The sequence below is a fragment of the Micromonospora sp. WMMD736 genome (assembly GCF_049179015.1).
GTDB lineage: Bacteria > Actinomycetota > Actinomycetes > Mycobacteriales > Micromonosporaceae > Micromonospora.
Map to the genome: position 1 here is coordinate 6,617,416 of NZ_JBMHMI010000001.1, position 18,283 is coordinate 6,635,698.

The following is an 18,283-nucleotide window of genomic DNA, read 5'->3' on the forward strand; positions in this document are numbered from 1 at the left end:
CTCTCAAGGTTTGCGTTAACGGAAAGTTCCGCCCGAGCGGCGACGGAATGAACCTTAACGCGCGGACCGCGCCGCCCCAACGCGGGCGACGCGGTCCTGGTTGCCGTGTCGATGCCGGTGGTTGGCCGGCACTCTACTTGCTGTTCGCGTACGCCTCGTACGCGCGGATGACCTCGTCGGTCGGGCCGTCCATCCGGATAAGGCCCGATTCGAGCCAGATCGTCCGTTCGCAGGTGTCACGCACGGAGGAGAGCTGGTGACTGACCAGGAAGACCGTGCCGGCACCCTCGCGCAGCTCGCGGACGCGCTGCTCGCTGCGCTTGCGGAAGCCCTTGTCACCGGTGGCGAGCGCCTCGTCGATGAGCAGCACGTCGTGCTTCTTGGCGGCGGCGATGGAGAACCGCAGCCGGGCCGCCATGCCGGAGGAGTACGTACGCATCGGCAGGCTGGCGAAGTCGCCCCGCTCGTTGATCCCGGAGAAGTCGATGATCCCCGCGGCCTGCTTGGCGACCTCGTCGGGGTGCATGCCCATCGCGAGGCACCCCAGCACGACGTTGCGCTCGCCGGAGAGGTCGTTGAGCAGCGCCGCGTTCACCCCGAGCAGCGACGGCTGCCCCTGGGTGTGGATCGCGCCCCGGTTGACCGGCAGCAGGCCGGCGATGGCCCGCAGGATGGTGGACTTGCCCGAGCCGTTGCTGCCGATCAGACCGATCGCCTCGCCCCGGTACGCGGTGAACGACACACCCTTGACGGCATGCACCTCCCGCACGTTCGGCGCGTTGGTGCGCTTGACCAGCCGGCGCAGCGCCGCCACGGGCGTGGTGCCACCGGTGGCGCCCTGGTGGACCCGGTAGATGATGTGCGCGTCGTCCACCACCACGGTGGGGATCCGCTCGGGCGTCAGCGTCGGCAGGGAGACGGTCGCCTCGTCGGCGGCCGGTAGGGAATCAACCACGGCCGTACTCCTGTTCGCCGCGCCAGAAGTAGATGTAGCCACCGATGCCGGCCACCAGTGCCCAACCGGCGGCGACCAGCCAGAGCTGGGTCAGCGACTCGTTGAGCAGTGGCGCCTGCTCGAGCAGCGCGTACCGGGCCAGCTCGATGTAGACGAGCAGCGGGTTGAACTGGACCAGCGTCGTCGCCCAGCCGGGCAGCCGCTCGAAGAGGCTGACGCTGTAGAGGACGCCGGAGCCGTACATCCAGGTGCGCATGACGAACGGCATGACCTGCTTGAGGTCGCTGGCCTTGGAGCCCAGTCGGGCGACCAGCAGCACCACGCCCGCGTTGAAGACCGCCTGCAGGAGCAGGGCCGGCACCAACAGCAGCCAGTCCCAGGTGATCGGCTCGCCGGTGACCAGCACGATGCCGACCAGCACCACCATCGACGCCAGGAGCTGCTGGAACTGGGTCACGGTGGTGGACAGCGGCAGGCTGGCCCGGGGGAAGTGCAGCGCCCGGATCAGCCCCAGGTTGCTGCTGATCGACTGGGTGCCGGCCAGGACCGCGCTCTGGGTGAAGTTGAAGATGAACAACCCGGTGGTCAGGTACGCGATGAAGTTCGGGATGCTGTTCTGGGCCAGCACCACCCCGAAGATCAGGTAGTAGACCGCGGCGTTGGTCAGCGGGGTGAGCACCTGCCAGAGCTGGCCTAGCTTGGCGTTGCTGTAGGACGCGACCAGCTTGGCGTTGGCGTACGCGGCGATGAAGTGCCGGTAGGCCCAGAGTCGGCGGCTGTACTCGACGAGGGTGGGTCGCTCACCGGCGACCCGTAGCCCGTGCCGAGCGGCCAGCTGCGCCTGGGTCAGGCCCGTGTCAGGGTCGACCAGCGCGGTGGTGGCCATGGAAATGGCACTCCGATCTTTCGTGCAGACGGGTTGCTCACGACGATGGAATCCTAGTGGGAGTTGTGCGCGGGACGCCGCCTCGTCGCTGCGTGGACAGTAGTCCGAAACACGTCGGGACGCAACCGTACCGTCGTTGCGCTACTCTAGCGGGCGTGACCTGCGAGAAGAGTCCTCGGTGACGACCGAGAAAAGGCGCGTACCGGCCGGCGCGGCGGTGCTGCGCGACGAGATCACCACGGCCATCCGACGCGCCCTCATGCAGGAGCTGGCGGCGGTCGGCTACGGCCGGCTCTCCATCGAGGCGGTGGCCCGCCGGGCCGGCGTCAGCAAGACCGCGGTCTACCGCCGGTGGAGCTCGAAGCTCGACCTGGTGGTGGAGATCGTCGCCGCCGCCGCACACGGCAAGCTGCCGGTGCTGGACACCGGCACGCTGCGCGGCGATCTCGCGCTGCTGTTCCAGGCCGTGGCGCACGCGCTGCGTCACCCCCTGGCCTCGCAGATCATCCCCGACCTGCTGGCCGAGGCGGCCCGCAACCCGACCATCGACGAGACCCTGCGACAGGTGCTGCGCGCCCGCCAGCAGGAGATCGGCGGTCGCCTGGTCGCCCGCGCCGTGCAGCGCGGTGAGCTGCCCGCCGACACCGACCCGGACGCCGCCGTCGATCTGATCGTCGGCCCGCTCTACTGGCGGCTCGCCATCGCCCGGCTGCCGCTCACCGACAGCTACCTGGACAACCTGGTCGAATCCGTGGCCGCCGGACTCGGCGCGGACACCGCGCTGCGGCGCCGACCGGACGCCCCGGTGGCCACCTGACCCGGTCCTGGCGGCTCGGAGGACATGGCACCGTGACCGATTCCGCTAGGCTGGCGCCCGCTGTGCCGGATCCCCATTTCGCCACTCCCGTGTGACTTAACGTTCCTCGCGAATTCGTTCGTATGACGACAAGGACGTCCCGTGCCCCAGGTCGAACAGGTCGCCGACGCGCCCGCCGAGCCCACCTCGACAGGTGCGGAGCAGAAGCAGAACCACGCCGCCGAGTCCCGGCCCAGCCCCGGCGCGCGACTGCGCGCCCTCGTGGCCGCCGCCCCGGTGCTGCTGACCGACGCCGGTGTACTGGCGTTCGCGCTCTGGACCGTCTTCTACCACCTGGCGTTCCTGGTCGACCTGGCCCCGTCCACGACGTTCCTGATCTGGGCCGCCAGTTGCGTCGTCGCGTTCGGCGGGTGGCTGTGGTGGCGCCGCCGGTCCGGTCCGGCGTCCGCCGCTGACCCTGCCGACCGCGAGGCCGTCGGGGAGGCCGCCCCGGCGTACCCGCGTCCCCTGCTCGCCCTGGTGGTCGGCGCGGGCACCGTCTCGGCCGTCACGGCGGGGCTGACCGCCGCCGCCGACGGCATCGGCGCAGGTATCCCGTGGTGGATCCCGGGTGGCTTCGGCGCCCTCGCTGCGGTGGGGGGCCTGTACCTGGCCCGGCGGCGCTGGCTCGGCACTCCCGTGGGCGCCGCCCCGGCCGGCGCCGCGACCCCGCTCTCGTCGGCGTACGCCTTGGTCGTCGCCGTGCTGGCCGCGATCTCCGGACTCTTCTTCGCCCGCAACTCCGTCGACGACGCCTTCTTCATCGGTAAGTCGGTCTGGGTGGCGGAACGCGACCAGGTGCCGCTGCGGGACTTCCTGTTCACCGACGGCGTCGCGCCCGCGATGAACTCGCAGCCTCCGGTGCCCTCGATCGAGGTGTTCTACGGCGCCTTCGCGCACGTCTTCGGCCTGCACGCCGCCTCCGCCACGTGGTACGTGGTGATGCCGGTCATGTCCGTGCTGGCGGTGCTGGCCCTGTGGCGGCTCGTGCAGCGCTGGGCGCCGCGCCGGGCCGTGCTCGCCTTCACCGTCTCCGTGGCCTACCTCTACCTGGTCGCCGGCCAGGACGCGGCCCTGGGCACCTTCCACCTGACCAGGCTGCACCAGGGCAAGACCATGTTCGTCGCCGCCGTGGTGCCGCTCATGTGGGTCTACCTGACGGAGTGGTTCGACTCGCGGTCCCGGCGCGGGCTGGTGCTGATCGCCGCGCTCTCGATCGTGGCCACCGGCCTCACCACCACCGCGGCCATCGTCCTACCGCTGCTGGTCGGCGGCGCGGCGTTCGCGATGATGGTCGTCGGTCGCTGGCGGGACGGCCTACTGGCCGGTGCGGCGGCGCTGATCTACCCCATTGGCGCGACCATCTGGTCGCGGCTCAACGCCGGGCCCATCACCGAGAACGCGGCCGCCGCCTTCTACGACGCCGAGATCACCTACCGGCGGACCATCCTGTTCGGTGTGCTCGGCGTGATCGGTGGCCTGGCGCTGTGGCTCGGCTCCCTGGCCACCCGTCGTCGGACTCCTCAGCTGCTCGTCGCGGGCAGCACCCTGGCGATGAGCGTGCTGCTCTTCCCGGGCGTCCTCGAAGTGATCAACAGCCTGACCGGTATCGGTGTCGTGCTCTGGCGGCTGCCCTGGATGTTCGCCCTCCCGGCGGTGATCGGCATCCTCTGCACCGTCGACCTGCCGCGGGTGCGGGTGTTCGGCAGCGTCGCGATCGCGGCGGCGCTGGTTGCCTGCTTCGCGCTCCTGGGTACGCCGATGTGGTCGCCGAAGAGCTACGTCGCGGTGCACGAGGAGCCCGTCTGGAAGCTGCCCCAGCAGCGCAAGACGATCGTCTTCTGGATGACCCGCCTCGACCGGCCCGACGGCGTGGTCCTGGCCCCGTCCACGCTCATGCACACCGCCCCGATGGTGACCAGCAGGATGCGGGTGGTCAGCCCGAACGACCGCTATCTGCCGGACTACGGCATGGACACGCCCTTCGTCCAGGACCGGCTGAAGTTGGTCGCCCTGGCCAACGGCAAGGCGGACCTGGCGCCGGTGCCCGAGCTGGCCGGGGCGATCGAGCGGCTCAACGTCACCACGATCTGTGTCTATTCAAGCAACCAGCTGGCCCGTGACCTGGCGCCGCAGTTGGGCTTCGAGCAGTTCGCCACCCGCAAACGCCCGGGGGCGATGACCTGCTTCCGTCGCTGATGAGAACTCCGTACCGGCTCGGTCGTCGGGCACGTCCAAGGCCGAGCCGGTGGCGAGTTTTGACCCGGTAAGGACATTGATACCCGAGCGGCACCCCGATGTCCTCTCGCGTTAAGGTCGCATGTGTACGAGCGGCACGGAGGGGATCGGGTCTTCGCCGTTCAGGCTGTTGCGCGGGAGTTCCGAGCTGGGATGCGGCCGCCGGCTTGTCGGCGGCCGCTCAGCTCGCCGACAGTCACTTACGGTGATGGCAGGGCGGGTCGGGCCCCGGACTCCCGACCGAACCGCGTGCGGTGCCGCCGCGCCGACCTCGGGCCCCGCCCGTCAAGGATCTAGTAGGGAGCGAACTCGTTGTTCGGCACGTTGACAGGACGCATCGGAGTGGCCGCCCGCAGCGCGCTGCTGGTGCTGGCCTATCTGGTCATGCTCGTCGCAGGCGCCTTCGGCTGGGTCGGCCTGTTCGCCGTCGCCGGCCTGGCGGCGGTGGTCGGCGAGTTCGCCGTCGCCCGCTGGTCCCCGCCGTCGCAGCTGCTGCTGGAGAAGGTCGGCCTGAGCTTCTCGTACCGCCAGTTGACCCGCGACCTGTCGGCCGTGCTGCTGGTCGCCGCCCAGGTCGAGCTCGACGGCGTCGAGTTGAGCCTGCTGCTGATCCTGCCGGCGGCGGTGTGGGTCGTCTCGGTCTTCGCGGGCGCGCTCTCCACCATGATCGATCGTCGTAACCCCCAGTCCGCACTGGTCCGCAACATCGAGCTGGGCCCCCTGCGCTCGGCCCCGCGCCCGCCGGCCTGGGCGGCGGCCGTCGCGGGGGACCGGATGCCCCTGCTCAACCTTCTGCTGGTCCCGGCCGCGGTGGTCGCCGCCGTGCGGCACGAGCCGACGCCGTACTTCGTCGCCGCCGCCGTGACGGTGGCGGCGACCGGGGTGGTGGGCGCGATCATCGCCGTGACGTGGCTGCGGGGTCGGGGCTCCGGCCAGGGGCCGCTGATGCCGGCCGTGCAGCGCTGGCTCGACACCCACCGGCCCGAGGTGGCGCTCTACTTCGCCGGTCCCGCCAAGGACGTCTACCAGGCCAACATGTGGCTCGCTCCCACCGAAGCCCTCAACCAGCGCGCGGTGGTGCTGATGCGCAGCCGGGAGGCGTTCCTCGAGCTGGCCGACACCCGGCTGCCGGTGATCTGCGTACCGGCCGGGGTGGACTTCATGAACCTCGAACTCGGCAGCGTCCGCGCCGCCCTCTACGCCGCGAACGTCGGCGCGAACATCCACATGCTGCGCGAGCCCGGCATGAAGCACGTCTTCGTGGGGCACGGCGACAGCGACAAGCAGGCCAGCGTCAACCCCTACAGCAAGGTGTACGACGAGGTCTGGGTGGCGGGCCTCGCCGGTCGGGAGCGGTACGCCCGTGCCGGGGTGGGCGTGCTCGACTCGGACATCGTGGAGATCGGCCGACCGCAGTTGGCCGGCGTGCACACCTTCGGGGCCGAGTCGGTGGACCGCCCGTTCACCGTGCTCTACGCGCCCACCTGGGAGGGCTGGCTGGACGACGATCCGTACCACACCTCGCTGGTGCTGATGGGTGAGCGGATCGTCAAGGGCCTGCTCGCGAGCAACCCCCGGGTGCGTCTGGTCTACAAGCCGCACCCGCTCACCGGCTCCCGGTCCAAGGCGGCCAGGGCGGTGCACGACCGGATCGTCGAGGCGATCCGCGCCGCCGGTGGAAACCCCAACGCGGCCTCCCTGGACGGCACCGCACACCTCGTGGTGACCGGACGTACGCCCGGACTGTTCGACTGCTTCAACCAGACCGACCTGCTGATCAGCGACGTGTCCAGTGTGGTGTCGGACTTCGTGCAGAGTCAGCGGCCGTACGTGGTGGCCAACCCGGCCGGCCTGCCGGAGGACGAGTTCCGCCGGGAGTACCCGACCGCGCGGGCCGCGTACCTGCTCTCCGCCGACTGCGGTGAGCTGGAGAAGATCGTGGCGGTGACCCGGGCCGGCGACGACCCGATGACGGAGGCACGCCGCGACCTGAAGACCTACCTGTTGGGGCCGGCGGAGGCCAACCCGATGGACCGGTTCGCCGAGGAGATCACCCGGCTCTGCCGCTGACCGCGCACCTCGTCCCCGCGCCCGGCCCGACACCCGTCGGACCGGGCGCGCTCGCGTCGACGGCGAGAAGTTCCGACTCAGTCGAGCAGGGCAGCGACCGCGTCGGCGACCGGGGTGTCCGCCGGCAACGCCCGTGCCGTCACCACCGCGTCCAGCGGCAGCGGCCCGTACAGGTGGGGAAAGAGCTGCCCGCCGCGCGACGGTTCCCAGCGCAGGGCGTCGCCCAGCCGGTCCTCCTCCACGCCCAGCAGGGTGAGGCCGGTGACGCCGGAGAAGTGCCGGCGGGCCGTCTCCACCACCTGGTCGGCGGCGGAGAGGTGGATGAAGCCGTCCTGGCGGTCCACGGCCGAGCCGGCGACGACACCGGCGGTCCGGGCCTCGTCCCACTCGACGGTCGGCAACAGCTTGTAGATCACCTCCGCAGACTACGTCGCCCACGTTTCTCCCCGTACCGCCGCCGACGTCGGCCGCCGCCCGTCATGCTCAGGTGGACCGGCCGGGAAGGGATGGACCATGGCGAGCTACGACGACGACTGGACCGACACCCAGCGCGGGCTGTACGACGAGTGCTACCGGGCCGGCGGCGAGTGGGCCGAGGACCCGGACACCCCGTCCGACGACGTGCAGCACGTGATCAACCTGGCCGAGGCGGACGACGACGCCTTCGACGACGCCGAGATCGACTTTCCGCCCCTGGTCGACGCCGTCACCCAGGCCAGCGGCGTCAACGTCACCAGCGTCCCCGCCCGGCACGACGACCCTGGTTTCCGGGGCTTCACCGACGGCGTACGGGACGCCGTCGCCGACGACACGTTCGGTCTGTAGGGCCCGACCGGGAGGCGGCCCTCCCGCTCGCGGCGGGCTTCTGCCACCATTCGCAGGACGGCTGCGACGGATGGGGGCACGGTGCGGATCCTGCTGGTGGAGGACGACCGCCGGGTGGCCGCCGCGCTCTCCTCCGCCCTGACCCGTCGTGGCTACCAGGTCGAGCACGCCGCCACCGTCGCCGCGGCGCTCTCCGCCGCCCCCTGCGACCTGGTGCTGCTCGATCTGACCCTGCCCGACGGCGACGGCACCGAGGTGTGTCGGGAGCTGCGGCGGCGCAGCAGCCAGCTCGGCATCATCGCGGTGACCGCGCGGGGCGAGGAACGCGACCGGGTCCTCGGGCTGCGCCTGGGCGCGGACGACTACGTGGTCAAACCGTTCTCGATGGTGGAGTTGCAGGCCCGGATCGAGGCGGTGCTGCGCCGGGCCGCGAACGCCGCCCCCGAGCGGCACCTGATCGAGGCGGGGACGGTGCGCATCGACGTGGCCGCCCGCACGGTCACGGTGGCGGGGCGCGCGGTGACGCTGACCCGCAAGGAGTTCGACGTGCTGCTGTCGCTCGCCCGCCAGCCGGGGGTGGCGGTGCCCCGCGACCGCATCCTGCTCGACGCCTGGGGCACCACCTGGGGCGATCCGCACACCGTCGAGGTGCACGTCGGGTCGTTGCGCGGCAAGCTGGGCGACGCGCGGTTGGTGGAGACCGTCCGTGGGGTCGGCTACCGGTTGCGCGATGCGTGAGGGGACGCCGTGCGCCGCCGACTGGTGATCAGTTACCTGCTGCTGATGGTGCTCGTCCTCGTCGCGCTGGAGAGCCCGCTCGCCGTGACCCTGGCCAGCCGGGAGACCGAGCGGGTACGCGCCGACCGGCTCGCCGACGCCACCCGCTTCGCCTCGCTGGCCGGTCCGGCCCTGCGCGGCGGGGAGCCCGGCCCGATCGGCACGGAGCTGCGCAGCTACGACGAGCTGTACGGGATCGGCGCGGCGGTCGTCGACCGGGACCGGGGCATCGTCGTCGACTCGGCGAGCTGGCGGTCGACGGGAACCGCCACGGTCCTGGACGTCGCGCTGTCCGGGCAGCAGTCCAGCGCGCCCGAGTCGATCTGGCCCTGGTCCGCCGGGCCGGTGGTGGTGGCGGTGCCCATCAACGACGGCGGTGAGGTCCTCGGCGCGGTGGTGATCGTGACACCCGCCGGCGCGATCCGCCGGGCCGTGACCATCTGGTGGCTGCTGCTCACCCTGGCCGGCCTGCTCGTCGTGCTGGCCTGCGTGCTCACCGCGTTCGGCCTGGCCGGATGGGTGCTGCGGCCGGTCACCGAGCTGGACGCGGTCACCCACGAGATCGCCGAGGGCGACCGGGGCGCCCGCGTGCAGCACCGACTCGGCCCGCCGGAGCTACGCCGCCTCGCGACCAGCTTCAACCACATGGCCGACGTGGTGTCCGACGTGATGGACCGGCAGCGCGCGTTCGTCGCGCACGCCAGCCACCAGCTGCGCAATCCGCTCACGGCGCTGCGGCTGCGGGTGGAGGAGCTGGGTCCCAGCCTCACCGACGCGGACGGGCGCTCCGAGCACCGGCTGGCGTTGGAGGAGACCGACCGGCTGGCGCTGGTGCTCGACGCGCTGCTCACCCTGGCCCGGGCCGAACGTGAGGAGAACGAGCGGGTCACCGTCGACGCCGCCGCCGTCGCGGCCTCCCGGGTGGCCGCGTGGGCGCCGTTGGCCCGGCACCGGTCGGTCGCGCTGCGCCTGGCCACGAGCGACGCTCCCGCGTACGCGCGGACCGTGCCGACCGCCGTCGACCAGGCGTTGGACGCCCTGATCGACAACGCGGTGAAGTTCAGCGGGGCCGGCGGGGCGGTGACGGTGACGGTGGCCCGCCGCGACGACGGGGTCCTGTTGGAGGTGCGCGACACCGGCCCGGGGATGACCGAGAGTCAGCTCCGCCAGGCCACCGAGCGGTTCTGGCGAGCCCCGGACGCGCAGAACGTCGACGGGGCCGGACTCGGCCTGACCATCGCCGCCGTGCTGGTGGACGCCTCCGACGGGCGGCTCACCATGCGCGCGGGCACCCCGCGCGGGCTGGTCGCCGGCCTGTGGTTCCCCACGGCCGAACCGGTGGGGGAGCCGTCGGACGGCGACCCGGCCGCCGACCGGTGGCCCACCCCGGCGCGCTAGCGGGCCGGGGACTCAGGGCGCAGCCGCCGCGGGCGGCCCGGCAGCTCAGGCGCGTGCGACCCGGCAGCCCACGACGCGGCAGCCCGGCCGCTCAGGGCTTCGCCCCCCGGTACCAGGCGGCGGCGCCCGGGTGCAGCGGCAGCGGCGCGGTGGCGATCGCGGAGCGGGGGCTCATCCGTCCCGCCGCCGGATGCGCCGCGCCCAACTCGGCCCGGCGCTCCATCAGCAGTCGGGTCACGTCCCGGACCAGCGGCTCCGGCAGGTCGGCCCGGACGATGAGGTAGTTCGGGTCGGCGACCGTGGTCACCGGGTTCATCCCGTACACCGAGCGGGGGATGTCCCGGGAGACGTAGACCTGCCCGTAGCGGGCGCGCAGTGGCTCCGTCCACTCGCCCAGGTCGACGATCCGGGTGGCGCTGCGCCCGGCCAGCTCCTCGATGCCCCGCACCGGCAGTCCACCGGAGAAGAAGAACGCGTCGATGCGTCCCGAGCGCAGGGCGGTCACCGAGTCGTCCAGGCCGAGCCGTTCCCGGCGTACCGCGTCGCCACCGAGCCGGGCCACCTCCAACAGCCGGGTGGCGGTGATCTCGGTGCCGGAGCCGGCCGCGCCCACGGAGACCCGCCGGCCCCGCAGGTCGCCGACCGTACGGACCGGCCCGCCGTCGGTGGTGACCAGGTGAAGTTGGTCGTCGTACACCCGGGCCACCGCGTCCACCGACGGGCTCTGCGTCGGGCTCGCGGGCAGCACGTCGGCCTGGGTGAAACCCAGCTCGGCCGCCCCCGAGCCGACCAGGCGGACGTTCTCCGCCGACGCTGCGGTGACCACCACGCTGGCCCGTACCCCGGGCAGTTCGCGGTTGAGGATCGTCGCGAGGGACTGCCCGAACGCGTAGTAGACGGCGGTGGGGCTGCCGGTGGCGATCCGGATCTCCACCGGCTCGCCCGGGTCGTCGCGGCAACCCGCGACGGCCAGGGCCACGACCAGCGCCAGCGCCGCCGCCCCCGCGCGGCGTCGACCGGCCCGACGAGACGAGGTACGACTCACGCGGTGCACTGTGCGCGCTCCGACGGGCACGCGCAAGCCCGTACCCGTCAGTACCGCCGTACGGGCCCTCGCTCAGCAGACCAGGCGGCGGCCCGGCGTCGACACCGAGCCGCGCGCCGGCTCCAACGCCGCGCTGTGCAGGATGCGCTCCCGGTCCGGCCCGTCGGCCACGCTCACCAGGAAACAACCGGTTCCCGGGCGGAGCGCGGCCGGCACGTCGAGCACGGCCGCGCCGCGGATCAGCACGGCGGCCAACTCCCGGTCGGTGAGCCGCACACCGAGGATGTGCCGGCGTACGTGCCGCCCGCCGGCCAGCAGCGCCGACCGCCACGCCGCCGCCGCGAGGCGGGACACCCATCGGCGGCGGGCCGGCGAGGCGCCGGGCACCGGACCGCCCAACAGCTCCCGACGCCCCTGCCACCAGCCGGCATCCATCAACCGGCCGTACGCGCTCCGGTGTTCCGGTGGCACCCACAGTCGGTGCAGCTCGTAGCGGCGACGTAGTCCGCCGACCGTCGCCTCCTGGGTGACCGGAATGTCGAGACGGGCCAACAGTTGGCGCATCCGCTGCGCGGCGTCCTCCCGGTTGAACTCGACCCCCGGTGCCTGCGCCGGTGGCGTGGCGCTCGGCCGGGCGCCGGACGGAGGCGCGGCGCAGCGCAGCAGGCAGGCGGCCTCGAACGCGTCGCCCAGGGTCAGCCAGTCCAGCGGGGTTGGCGTCGCCGGTGGGCGGGGCCGGTCGAGCAGGGCGGGATCGCGGGCCAACGTGAGGCTCCCTCGTCGGAGTCTGGGTTCCCCTACCGTGGCCCCTGCGCGGTCGTTACGGAACGTGTCCCGCCCAGCCTTGAGCAAATCTTGCGGCTCTCGCTCCGCTACAGCTCGGTGACCACCAGATCCACCTGCCGGACCCGCCCGGCGGCGACCGGTTCCTCCACCACGGTGTGCTTCAGCTCGCGCAGGGTGCCGACCAGCTCCCGGGCGGTGCGCGGCTTCGCGCCGGCGAGGAGCAGATCCCGCACCAGCCGTCCCTTGGTCGCCTTGTTGAAGTGGCTCACGACCGAGCGGATGGGCACACCGTCGACCTCCCGCTCGTGCAGCACCCGCACGGTGACCGTCCGTTCGGCCAGCTCACCGCGCGGCGTCCAGGTGGCCGCGTACGCGCCGGAGCGCAGGTCCAGCACCGGGCCCCGACCGGCCGCGCCGGCCAGGACCGGGCCCAACTCCCGGCGCCAGTACGCCGACAGCGCCCCGACCTCCGGCAGGCGGACGCCGATCGGGCAGCGGTACGGCGGGATCCGGTCGGCGAGGCGTACCGCGCCCCACAGTCCGGAGCTGATGAGGATCGACCGGCGGGCCGCCCGCAGCGCCGTCGGGGGCAGCGTGGCCAGCTCCAGCGCCTCGTAGAGCACCCCGGTGTAGAGCCGCTCGGCCGGGGCGGTCGCCGCCTCCCGCAGCCGGGCGTTGCGGCGCAGCTCCCCCCGCTGGCCGTCGCTGAGACCGAGCACGGCCAACGCCGCCTCCTCGTCGGGCCCCGCGCTGAGCGCCACCAGCGCGTCGAGCACCCGCTCGCGGGCCGGGTTCAGTTCCGGCAGCGAGAGCTTGTCCGGTGTCCACCGCCGTCCGGTGCCGGCGTCGGCCTTGCCCTCCGAGGGCGGCAGCAGGATGAGCATGAGGTCTCCTCGAACGGTACGGCGGCGGCCCGGCCAGCGTACGACCCGTCCTCACCGCCAGGGCCGCACCGGGGTGTCGGGGTGGTACACGCGATAGCCACCCACCTCGCGCACCGGTGCGGCGTCGGGCCGGTCGGCGAGCAGCCGGCGCAGCCGCCGCTCCATCGGCGAGTCGACCTCCACCACGTAGCCCGGCCGCGCGGCCCGCCCGACCTGCCGCCAGTACGGCCGGTAGCGGTTCTGCCCCGGGGACAGGTCGCCGTCGAGCACCCCGCAGGCCACCGTCTCGTCGGTGTTGAAGATCAGCCGGTTGCAGGTCCAGTAGTCCCCGTACACCTCGTGGGGTCCGTCGGCGCGCAGCGCGGCGGCCAACTCCCGGGCCTGGCGCTCCTCGGTGCGCGACGCGGCCGTGCCGCTGGTCGCGAAGATCAGGGTGACCACGAGCGTCGTCGCGGCCAGCGCCGTCAGCACGGCGGTGGCCAGCGCGCCGGTCAGCCGGCCGAGTACGCCCACCGTGCCCCGCCAGGCGGCCACGGCCGCCGCCCAGAGCGGCCAGAGCACCGCCGGCAGCGAGAGTTGCAGCACCGACAGGTAGCGGGCGTTGTCCAGCGGACTGGTCGCGGCGAGCGGGCTGCGCACGTACGACAGCAGGGTCAACGCCGCGCCGACGACCAGCGCGAGCTGCACCACCGGCCCGACCCGCGCGGCCCGTGGCGTGCCCTCGGCGGGTGTCGTGCCCACGGCCCGGCGGTACGCGACGAGCGCGAGCACGGCGGCGGCCACCAGCAGCGCTGGGTAGAGCAGTCCGAACCACTGCTGCCAGCGGCCGCAGCCGTCGACCGGGCAGAGCCCGTGCGCCAGCGGCACCCCCTCCAACAGGCCGCCGGAGATCCGGTCGGACCACGGCGGCAGCGGGCCGGCCTTGGTGCTGACCTCCCGGAACACCGTCAGCGAGTCCTCATCCGGCCCGGCCCGCAGGTTGTCGACGATCATCGGCGCGACCCCGACCACGAAACCCGCGACCAGCAGCAGCCCGGCCCAGCCGAGCAGCTCCCGCCGCACCGCCCAGACCAGGGCCAGCACGGCGACCGCCAGGTACGGCAGGATCAGCCAGTCCGACCAGGCGGCCAGCCCCGCTAGCAGCCCGAACAGCGCGACGGCCAGCCGACGGTGGCGCACCGACCCGACGGCCAGCCCCACCACGATCAGCAGCATCAGCAGCACCGCCGGTTTGACCTCCGGCCGGCCGCCGACCACGGTGAGCTGGTCACGCACCACCCGCTCGGGTCCCAGCGCCAGCAGACCGACCACGAGGACGGCGAACCACGGTGCATAGAGCCGTCGGGTGAGCCGGTACGCGAGGTAGAGGAAGATCGCGTACAGGGCGAGCATCGGCAGCCGCAGCACCGGCCAACTGGGCCCGAACACGGCAAGCAGCGGCGCTGCCAGGTACGACTCCAGCACCCCCATGTAGTGCTGGCCGTAGAGGAAGACGGGGTGTTCCCGGCCCTGCCCGATGTGCAGGGCGGCCAGCCCGAAGGTGGCCTCATCGCTGTTCGACACCGGCACGGTGTACAGCGTCAGGACCAGCCGGTACCCGACACCGACCAGCCCGACCAGCAGCGCGACGAGCGCCGGCCGGTCGAGTCGCGGACGCCACCGCCCGCGGTGCTGCTCTGGATGCGACACGACCACGCCCCCGTCGTCGTCCCGACCGGAGTGTTTCACGGACGGCGGGCCGGCCGTGGCGGATCGGCTCAGCCGGACCGGCTCGCGTGGCCGTCGGCGTCGGCGTGTGGCAGGGTTGGCGGGTGCCACCCACACCCGCCGGCGAACTGGCCGTGCCGAATCTGCACCGGGCCGCGCGGATCGAGGACGCCGTGCACCAGCTCGTGGAGCGCCGGCTGCGCCGCACCGGTTGGCGGATCAACATCGTCGCCTACACGGGCTACGGCCGCCCCGGCTGGGTACGCGTGCTGTGCCGGGTGCTGCTCGGCCGTCCCGACACCCGGCAGCGGGGTCGGCTGGAGAAGGTCCGCGGCTGGCGCAGCTTCACCACCCTGCCCGCCAAGCACGTCACGGTGCAGATCGAGGCCGGTGGGGTGCGGCACGATGCCCAGGCCGACCGCAGCGGCTTCGTCGACACGCTCGTCGAGGCCGACCTGCCACCCGGCTGGGGCACCGTACGCCTCAGCGTCCCCGACGCCGAGCCCGTCGACGCTCCGGTGCGCATCCTCGACCCGGACGTCAAGTTCGGCATCCTCTCCGACATCGACGACACGGTGATGGTGACGGCGCTGCCCCGGCCACTGCTCGCCGCGTGGAACACCTTCGTCCTCGACGAGCACGCCCGCGCCGCCGTACCCGGGATGGCGGTGCTGTACGAGCGGCTGGTCACCGCGCACCCCGGCGCTCCGGTCTTCTACCTCTCCACCGGCGCGTGGAACGTCGCGCCGACGTTGACGCGGTTCCTGTCCCGGCACCTCTACCCGGCCGGGCCGCTGCTGCTCACCGACTGGGGCCCGACCGCCGACCGCTGGTTCCGCAGCGGCATGGAACACAAGCGTTCCACCCTCGCCCGGCTGGCCAAGGAATTCCCCGACGTGCGCTGGCTGCTGGTCGGCGACGACGGCCAGCACGACCAGGAGATCTACCGCGAATTCGCCGCCGCCCACCCGGAGAACGTCGCCGGGGTGGCCATCCGCAGGCTGTCCCCGACCCAGTCGGTGCTGGCCGGTAGCCTGCCCGCCCCCGCCGGACGGCCGTCCTCGGGGCCGGTGGGGCAGAAGTGGCTGTCCGCGCCCGACGGTGCCGGCCTGTGGCAGCTACTCCGCGACGCCGGCCTGGTCTGACCCGCTGATCCCTCAGCTCTCGCTTGATCACGTGATGGTGAGTAGTCGCGAGGAGGTCCACAGAACTACTCAGCATCAAGTGATCATGGGGCTGCCGGGGTCGGCCCGGCGGAGCCACGCGGGCGTCAGACAGCGCGGAGGGTGGTGCGGAGTGGGCGCTCACGCAGGTGATCCGACGCCGCGGCCGTCGCGTCGTCAGCGGGTAGCAGAAGGATCAGTTGCTGGGCGTCCGAGACAGGAAGCTCAAGGACCTCCCGATTCCATCGCAGCTGAGGCCCGCGCGGGTGGGTCATCCTCAGCGGGACTCGGGCAGGCGGGAGGTGCCGGTGCAGCCGCCGCGTGAACTCGGCGCCGGCCACGGTTGCGAGATCGGCCGCGAACCATTCGAACGTCTCGGCCGAAGGCCCGAGCCACAGGTTGAAGACCTGCTCGTCGGCGATCTGGTCCCAGTCGACGAAAGTGGTCCTGGCCTGCGGATGGGTGAAGACGTACCTGGTCAGGTTGGGCTCTTCGGCGTCCAGCAGGCCGGTGTCGTGCATGACCGTGCCGAAGCCGTCGGTGTGGGCGAGCACGTCACCGATCCGGTTGGTGACGAAGGCGATGCCCGGCTCGAGAAGGGTGAGGATCTGACGCACGGCTGGCCGCACGGTGCGCACGGGCGGCGTCGGCCGGACGCGCCCGGCACACGCGCCACCAGTGATCTTGGCGAGGTAGCCCAGATGCGTCCGTTCGGCGGTGTCGAGGTTGAGCGCATCGGCCAGGGCGTTGACGACCGAGCGCGACGGATTCCGGTCGCGGCCCTGTTCGATTCTGGTGAGGTACTCGACGCTGACCCCGGCCCGCGAGGCCAACTCCGAACGTCGTAGCCCGGGAGCACGCCGTCGCGGAACTGCCGGGAGGCCCAGTTCCTCCGGTCGGATGCTGTCACGCTTGGCCCGGACGAAGTCTCCCAGCGGGGTACCCATGCTGCGGAGCCTACGGCCCGGCACACCCGGCCGGCGGAGCTCAGGGTGGCCCTGTGGGGGCCAGCCTGGACACGGTCTGGCTGCTCGCCCGGAAACGGCAGATCGTCGACGGCATGAGCGACAGGAGCAGACTCGCGGTCATCGTCGGTAGCGTGCGTGAGGGCAGGTTCGGGCCGGTCGTCGCCTCTTGGGTGACCGATCAGGTTCAGGCGCACGGCGGCTTCGACGTCGACCTCATCGACATGGCCGGCGTGGACATTCCGCTGGCGCTGCCGGCCGATTCGCCGAAGTTCGCCGGAGACGACTACCCCCGTCCCGAAGGCATGCGGGACCTCACCAGAAAGCTGTCCGAGGCCGACGCCTTCATCATCGTCACTCCGGAGTACAACCACAGCTTCCCAGCATCGTTGAAGGCGCTCGTCGACTGGCACTTCACGCAGTGGACCGCCAAACCGGTGGCATTCGTCAGCTACGGCGGTGCCGCCGGCGGCCGGCACGCGGTGCTGCACCTGGAGAACGTGTTCACCGAACTGCACGCGGTGACGATCCGCGACGGACTGGCCTTCCCCAACTACTTCACCGCCTGGCAGGACGGCGCACCGCTGGACGTCGCCGCGGCCGGCTACGCCAAGACACTCCTGGAACAACTCTCGTGGTGGGCTCAGGCACTACGTGCCGCCCGGACCGCCGCACCGTACCCGGGTGGGGCGTGACGATTGATGGACTACACCAGTCTGGGCTCGTCGGACCTGCGGGTGAGCCGGATCGCGCTCGGCTGTATGACGTTCGCCCAACCCACCGACAGGCACCCATGGACGTTGGACGAGGACGCCGCGCAGCCGATCTTCCGGCGGGCGGTCGAGCTGGGCATCACGCTCTGGGACACCGCGAACGTCTACGGGCACGGCACCTCCGAGGAAATCCTCGGCCGCGCTGTGCGCCGCTACGCCCGACGTGAGGAGGTGGTCATCGCTACGAAAGTCGGCCTACCGATGCACGATGGGCCGACCGGTTCCGGCCTGTCGCGCAGGGCGATCATGACGCAGATCGACGCCTCGCTGCACAGGCTCGGCACCGACTACGTCGACGTGTACCAGGTCCACCGCTTCGACCCGGAGACCCCGGTCGAGGAGACGATGGAGGCATTGCACGACGTCGTCGCCGCGGGCAAGGCGCGCTTTCTCGGCGCCTCATCCATGGCTGCCTGGCAGTTCGCCAAGATGCAACATGCTGCCCGGCTCCGGTACTGGCCCGAGTTCGTCTCGATGCAGAACCAGTACAGCCTCGTGCAGCGCGAGGAGGAACGGGAGATGTTCGGGCTCCTCGCCGACCAGGCCGTATCAAGTTTGCCCTGGTGCCCACTCGCGTCCGGCCGCCTTGCCCGACCGTACGGCCAGCAGACACATCGCTCGGCCAACGACCAGATCGGCAGGCAGTTCTTCGACGACGCCGACAAATCAATCATCGACGCGGTACAGCGCGTCGCGGACGTCCACGACGTCACCATGGCGCAGGTGGCACTCGCGTGGGTCCTGAGCAACCCGGTCGTTGCCGCACCGATCGTGGGTGCCAGCGCACCACAGCACCTCGACGATGCCACCGCCGCTCTGACGGTCAGCCTCAGCGGGCAGGAGCACGTGATGCTGACCGCTCCCTACACTCCGCGGCAGCCAACCGGCTTCTGAGGCGGGACTGTGGAGGAGGACGCAGCCGATACCGAGCGAATGCGAGCGCCGCCGTGGCGGG

Annotated in this window: 17 protein-coding genes; 9 read left to right on the forward strand and 8 right to left on the reverse strand. The window is 72.1% G+C overall.

Going from position 1 to position 18,283, the window contains the following annotated elements; translation table 11 throughout:
* Positions 1 to 133: 133 nt before the first annotated feature.
* Positions 134 to 904: an ABC transporter ATP-binding protein gene (locus tag ACN269_RS30085; RefSeq protein ID WP_421476644.1), complete on the reverse strand. Its 771-nt coding sequence runs from the start codon at positions 902 to 904 to the stop codon at positions 134 to 136.
* A 43-nt stretch (positions 905 to 947) separates the two neighbouring features.
* The gene (locus ACN269_RS30090) at positions 948 to 1,841 is read right to left on the reverse strand and encodes an ABC transporter permease (RefSeq protein ID WP_421475610.1); all 894 of its coding nucleotides are present in this window, start codon (positions 1,839 to 1,841) and stop codon (positions 948 to 950) included.
* Between the two features lie 178 nt (positions 1,842 to 2,019).
* Here ACN269_RS30090 and ACN269_RS30095 point away from each other — a divergent pair, with 178 nt between their 5' ends.
* The 3 genes from ACN269_RS30095 to ACN269_RS30105 all read left to right on the forward strand — a co-directional run bounded on the left by ACN269_RS30095 (position 2,020) and on the right by ACN269_RS30105 (position 7,005).
* Positions 2,020 to 2,658, forward strand: coding sequence for a TetR/AcrR family transcriptional regulator (locus ACN269_RS30095; protein WP_421475611.1), 639 nt, complete (start codon positions 2,020 to 2,022; stop codon positions 2,656 to 2,658).
* Between the two features lie 141 nt (positions 2,659 to 2,799).
* Complete coding sequence (locus ACN269_RS30100; protein WP_421475612.1) at positions 2,800 to 4,896, forward strand: DUF6077 domain-containing protein; 2,097 nt, start codon at positions 2,800 to 2,802, stop codon at positions 4,894 to 4,896.
* Positions 4,897 to 5,247: 351 nt separating this feature from the next.
* The gene (locus ACN269_RS30105) at positions 5,248 to 7,005 is read left to right on the forward strand and encodes a CDP-glycerol glycerophosphotransferase family protein (RefSeq protein WP_421475613.1); all 1,758 of its coding nucleotides are present in this window, start codon (positions 5,248 to 5,250) and stop codon (positions 7,003 to 7,005) included.
* Between the two features lie 77 nt (positions 7,006 to 7,082).
* Here ACN269_RS30105 and ACN269_RS30110 read toward each other — a convergent pair whose 3' ends face one another.
* Positions 7,083 to 7,421, reverse strand: a complete 339-nt coding sequence (locus ACN269_RS30110; RefSeq protein WP_421475614.1) for a DUF952 domain-containing protein — start codon at positions 7,419 to 7,421, stop codon at positions 7,083 to 7,085.
* A gap of 97 nt (positions 7,422 to 7,518) precedes the next feature.
* Between ACN269_RS30110 and ACN269_RS30115 the strand changes: the two genes are divergently transcribed.
* The 3 genes from ACN269_RS30115 to ACN269_RS30125 all read left to right on the forward strand — a co-directional run bounded on the left by ACN269_RS30115 (position 7,519) and on the right by ACN269_RS30125 (position 10,005).
* Entirely contained in the window at positions 7,519 to 7,830 is a 312-nt protein-coding gene (locus ACN269_RS30115) for a hypothetical protein (RefSeq protein ID WP_355050324.1), read from the forward strand.
* Positions 7,831 to 7,911: 81 nt separating this feature from the next.
* Positions 7,912 to 8,568 carry a response regulator transcription factor gene (locus tag ACN269_RS30120; protein WP_421475615.1) on the forward strand — a complete coding sequence of 219 codons (657 nt, stop codon included), beginning with the start codon at positions 7,912 to 7,914 and terminating at the stop codon, positions 8,566 to 8,568.
* Positions 8,569 to 8,577: 9 nt separating this feature from the next.
* On the forward strand, positions 8,578 to 10,005 hold the full coding sequence (locus ACN269_RS30125) for a sensor histidine kinase (protein WP_421475616.1): 1,428 nt from the start codon (positions 8,578 to 8,580) through the stop codon (positions 10,003 to 10,005).
* Between the two features lie 91 nt (positions 10,006 to 10,096).
* On the opposite strand, the gene ACN269_RS30130 is transcribed toward ACN269_RS30125, so the two are convergent.
* From ACN269_RS30130 to ACN269_RS30145, 4 genes are all read right to left on the reverse strand, one after another.
* Positions 10,097 to 11,059 (reverse strand): TAXI family TRAP transporter solute-binding subunit, encoded by a 963-nt coding sequence (locus tag ACN269_RS30130; RefSeq protein WP_421475617.1) that lies wholly within the window; start codon positions 11,057 to 11,059, stop codon positions 10,097 to 10,099.
* Positions 11,060 to 11,122: 63 nt separating this feature from the next.
* Positions 11,123 to 11,815 carry a hypothetical protein gene (locus ACN269_RS30135; protein ID WP_421475618.1) on the reverse strand — a complete coding sequence of 231 codons (693 nt, stop codon included), beginning with the start codon at positions 11,813 to 11,815 and terminating at the stop codon, positions 11,123 to 11,125.
* Positions 11,816 to 11,922: 107 nt separating this feature from the next.
* The gene (gene yaaA / locus ACN269_RS30140) at positions 11,923 to 12,720 is read right to left on the reverse strand and encodes a peroxide stress protein YaaA (RefSeq protein ID WP_421475619.1); all 798 of its coding nucleotides are present in this window, start codon (positions 12,718 to 12,720) and stop codon (positions 11,923 to 11,925) included.
* Between the two features lie 51 nt (positions 12,721 to 12,771).
* A complete protein-coding gene (locus tag ACN269_RS30145; RefSeq protein ID WP_421475620.1) occupies positions 12,772 to 14,415 on the reverse strand; it encodes an ArnT family glycosyltransferase in 1,644 nt (547 codons plus the stop codon).
* 116 nt (positions 14,416 to 14,531) lie between these two features.
* Here ACN269_RS30145 and ACN269_RS30150 point away from each other — a divergent pair, with 116 nt between their 5' ends.
* Positions 14,532 to 15,572, forward strand: coding sequence for an App1 family protein (locus ACN269_RS30150; protein ID WP_421475621.1), 1,041 nt, complete (start codon positions 14,532 to 14,534; stop codon positions 15,570 to 15,572).
* Positions 15,573 to 15,697: 125 nt separating this feature from the next.
* On the opposite strand, the gene ACN269_RS30155 is transcribed toward ACN269_RS30150, so the two are convergent.
* The gene (locus tag ACN269_RS30155) at positions 15,698 to 16,537 is read right to left on the reverse strand and encodes a helix-turn-helix domain-containing protein (protein ID WP_421475622.1); all 840 of its coding nucleotides are present in this window, start codon (positions 16,535 to 16,537) and stop codon (positions 15,698 to 15,700) included.
* 53 nt (positions 16,538 to 16,590) lie between these two features.
* On the opposite strand from ACN269_RS30155, the gene ACN269_RS30160 reads away from it, so the two are divergent.
* Positions 16,591 to 17,250 (forward strand): NADPH-dependent FMN reductase, encoded by a 660-nt coding sequence (locus ACN269_RS30160; protein WP_421475623.1) that lies wholly within the window; start codon positions 16,591 to 16,593, stop codon positions 17,248 to 17,250.
* Positions 17,251 to 17,256: 6 nt separating this feature from the next.
* A complete protein-coding gene (locus ACN269_RS30165) occupies positions 17,257 to 18,222 on the forward strand; it encodes an aldo/keto reductase (protein ID WP_421476646.1) in 966 nt (321 codons plus the stop codon).
* The last annotated feature ends 61 nt before the right edge of the window (positions 18,223 to 18,283 follow it).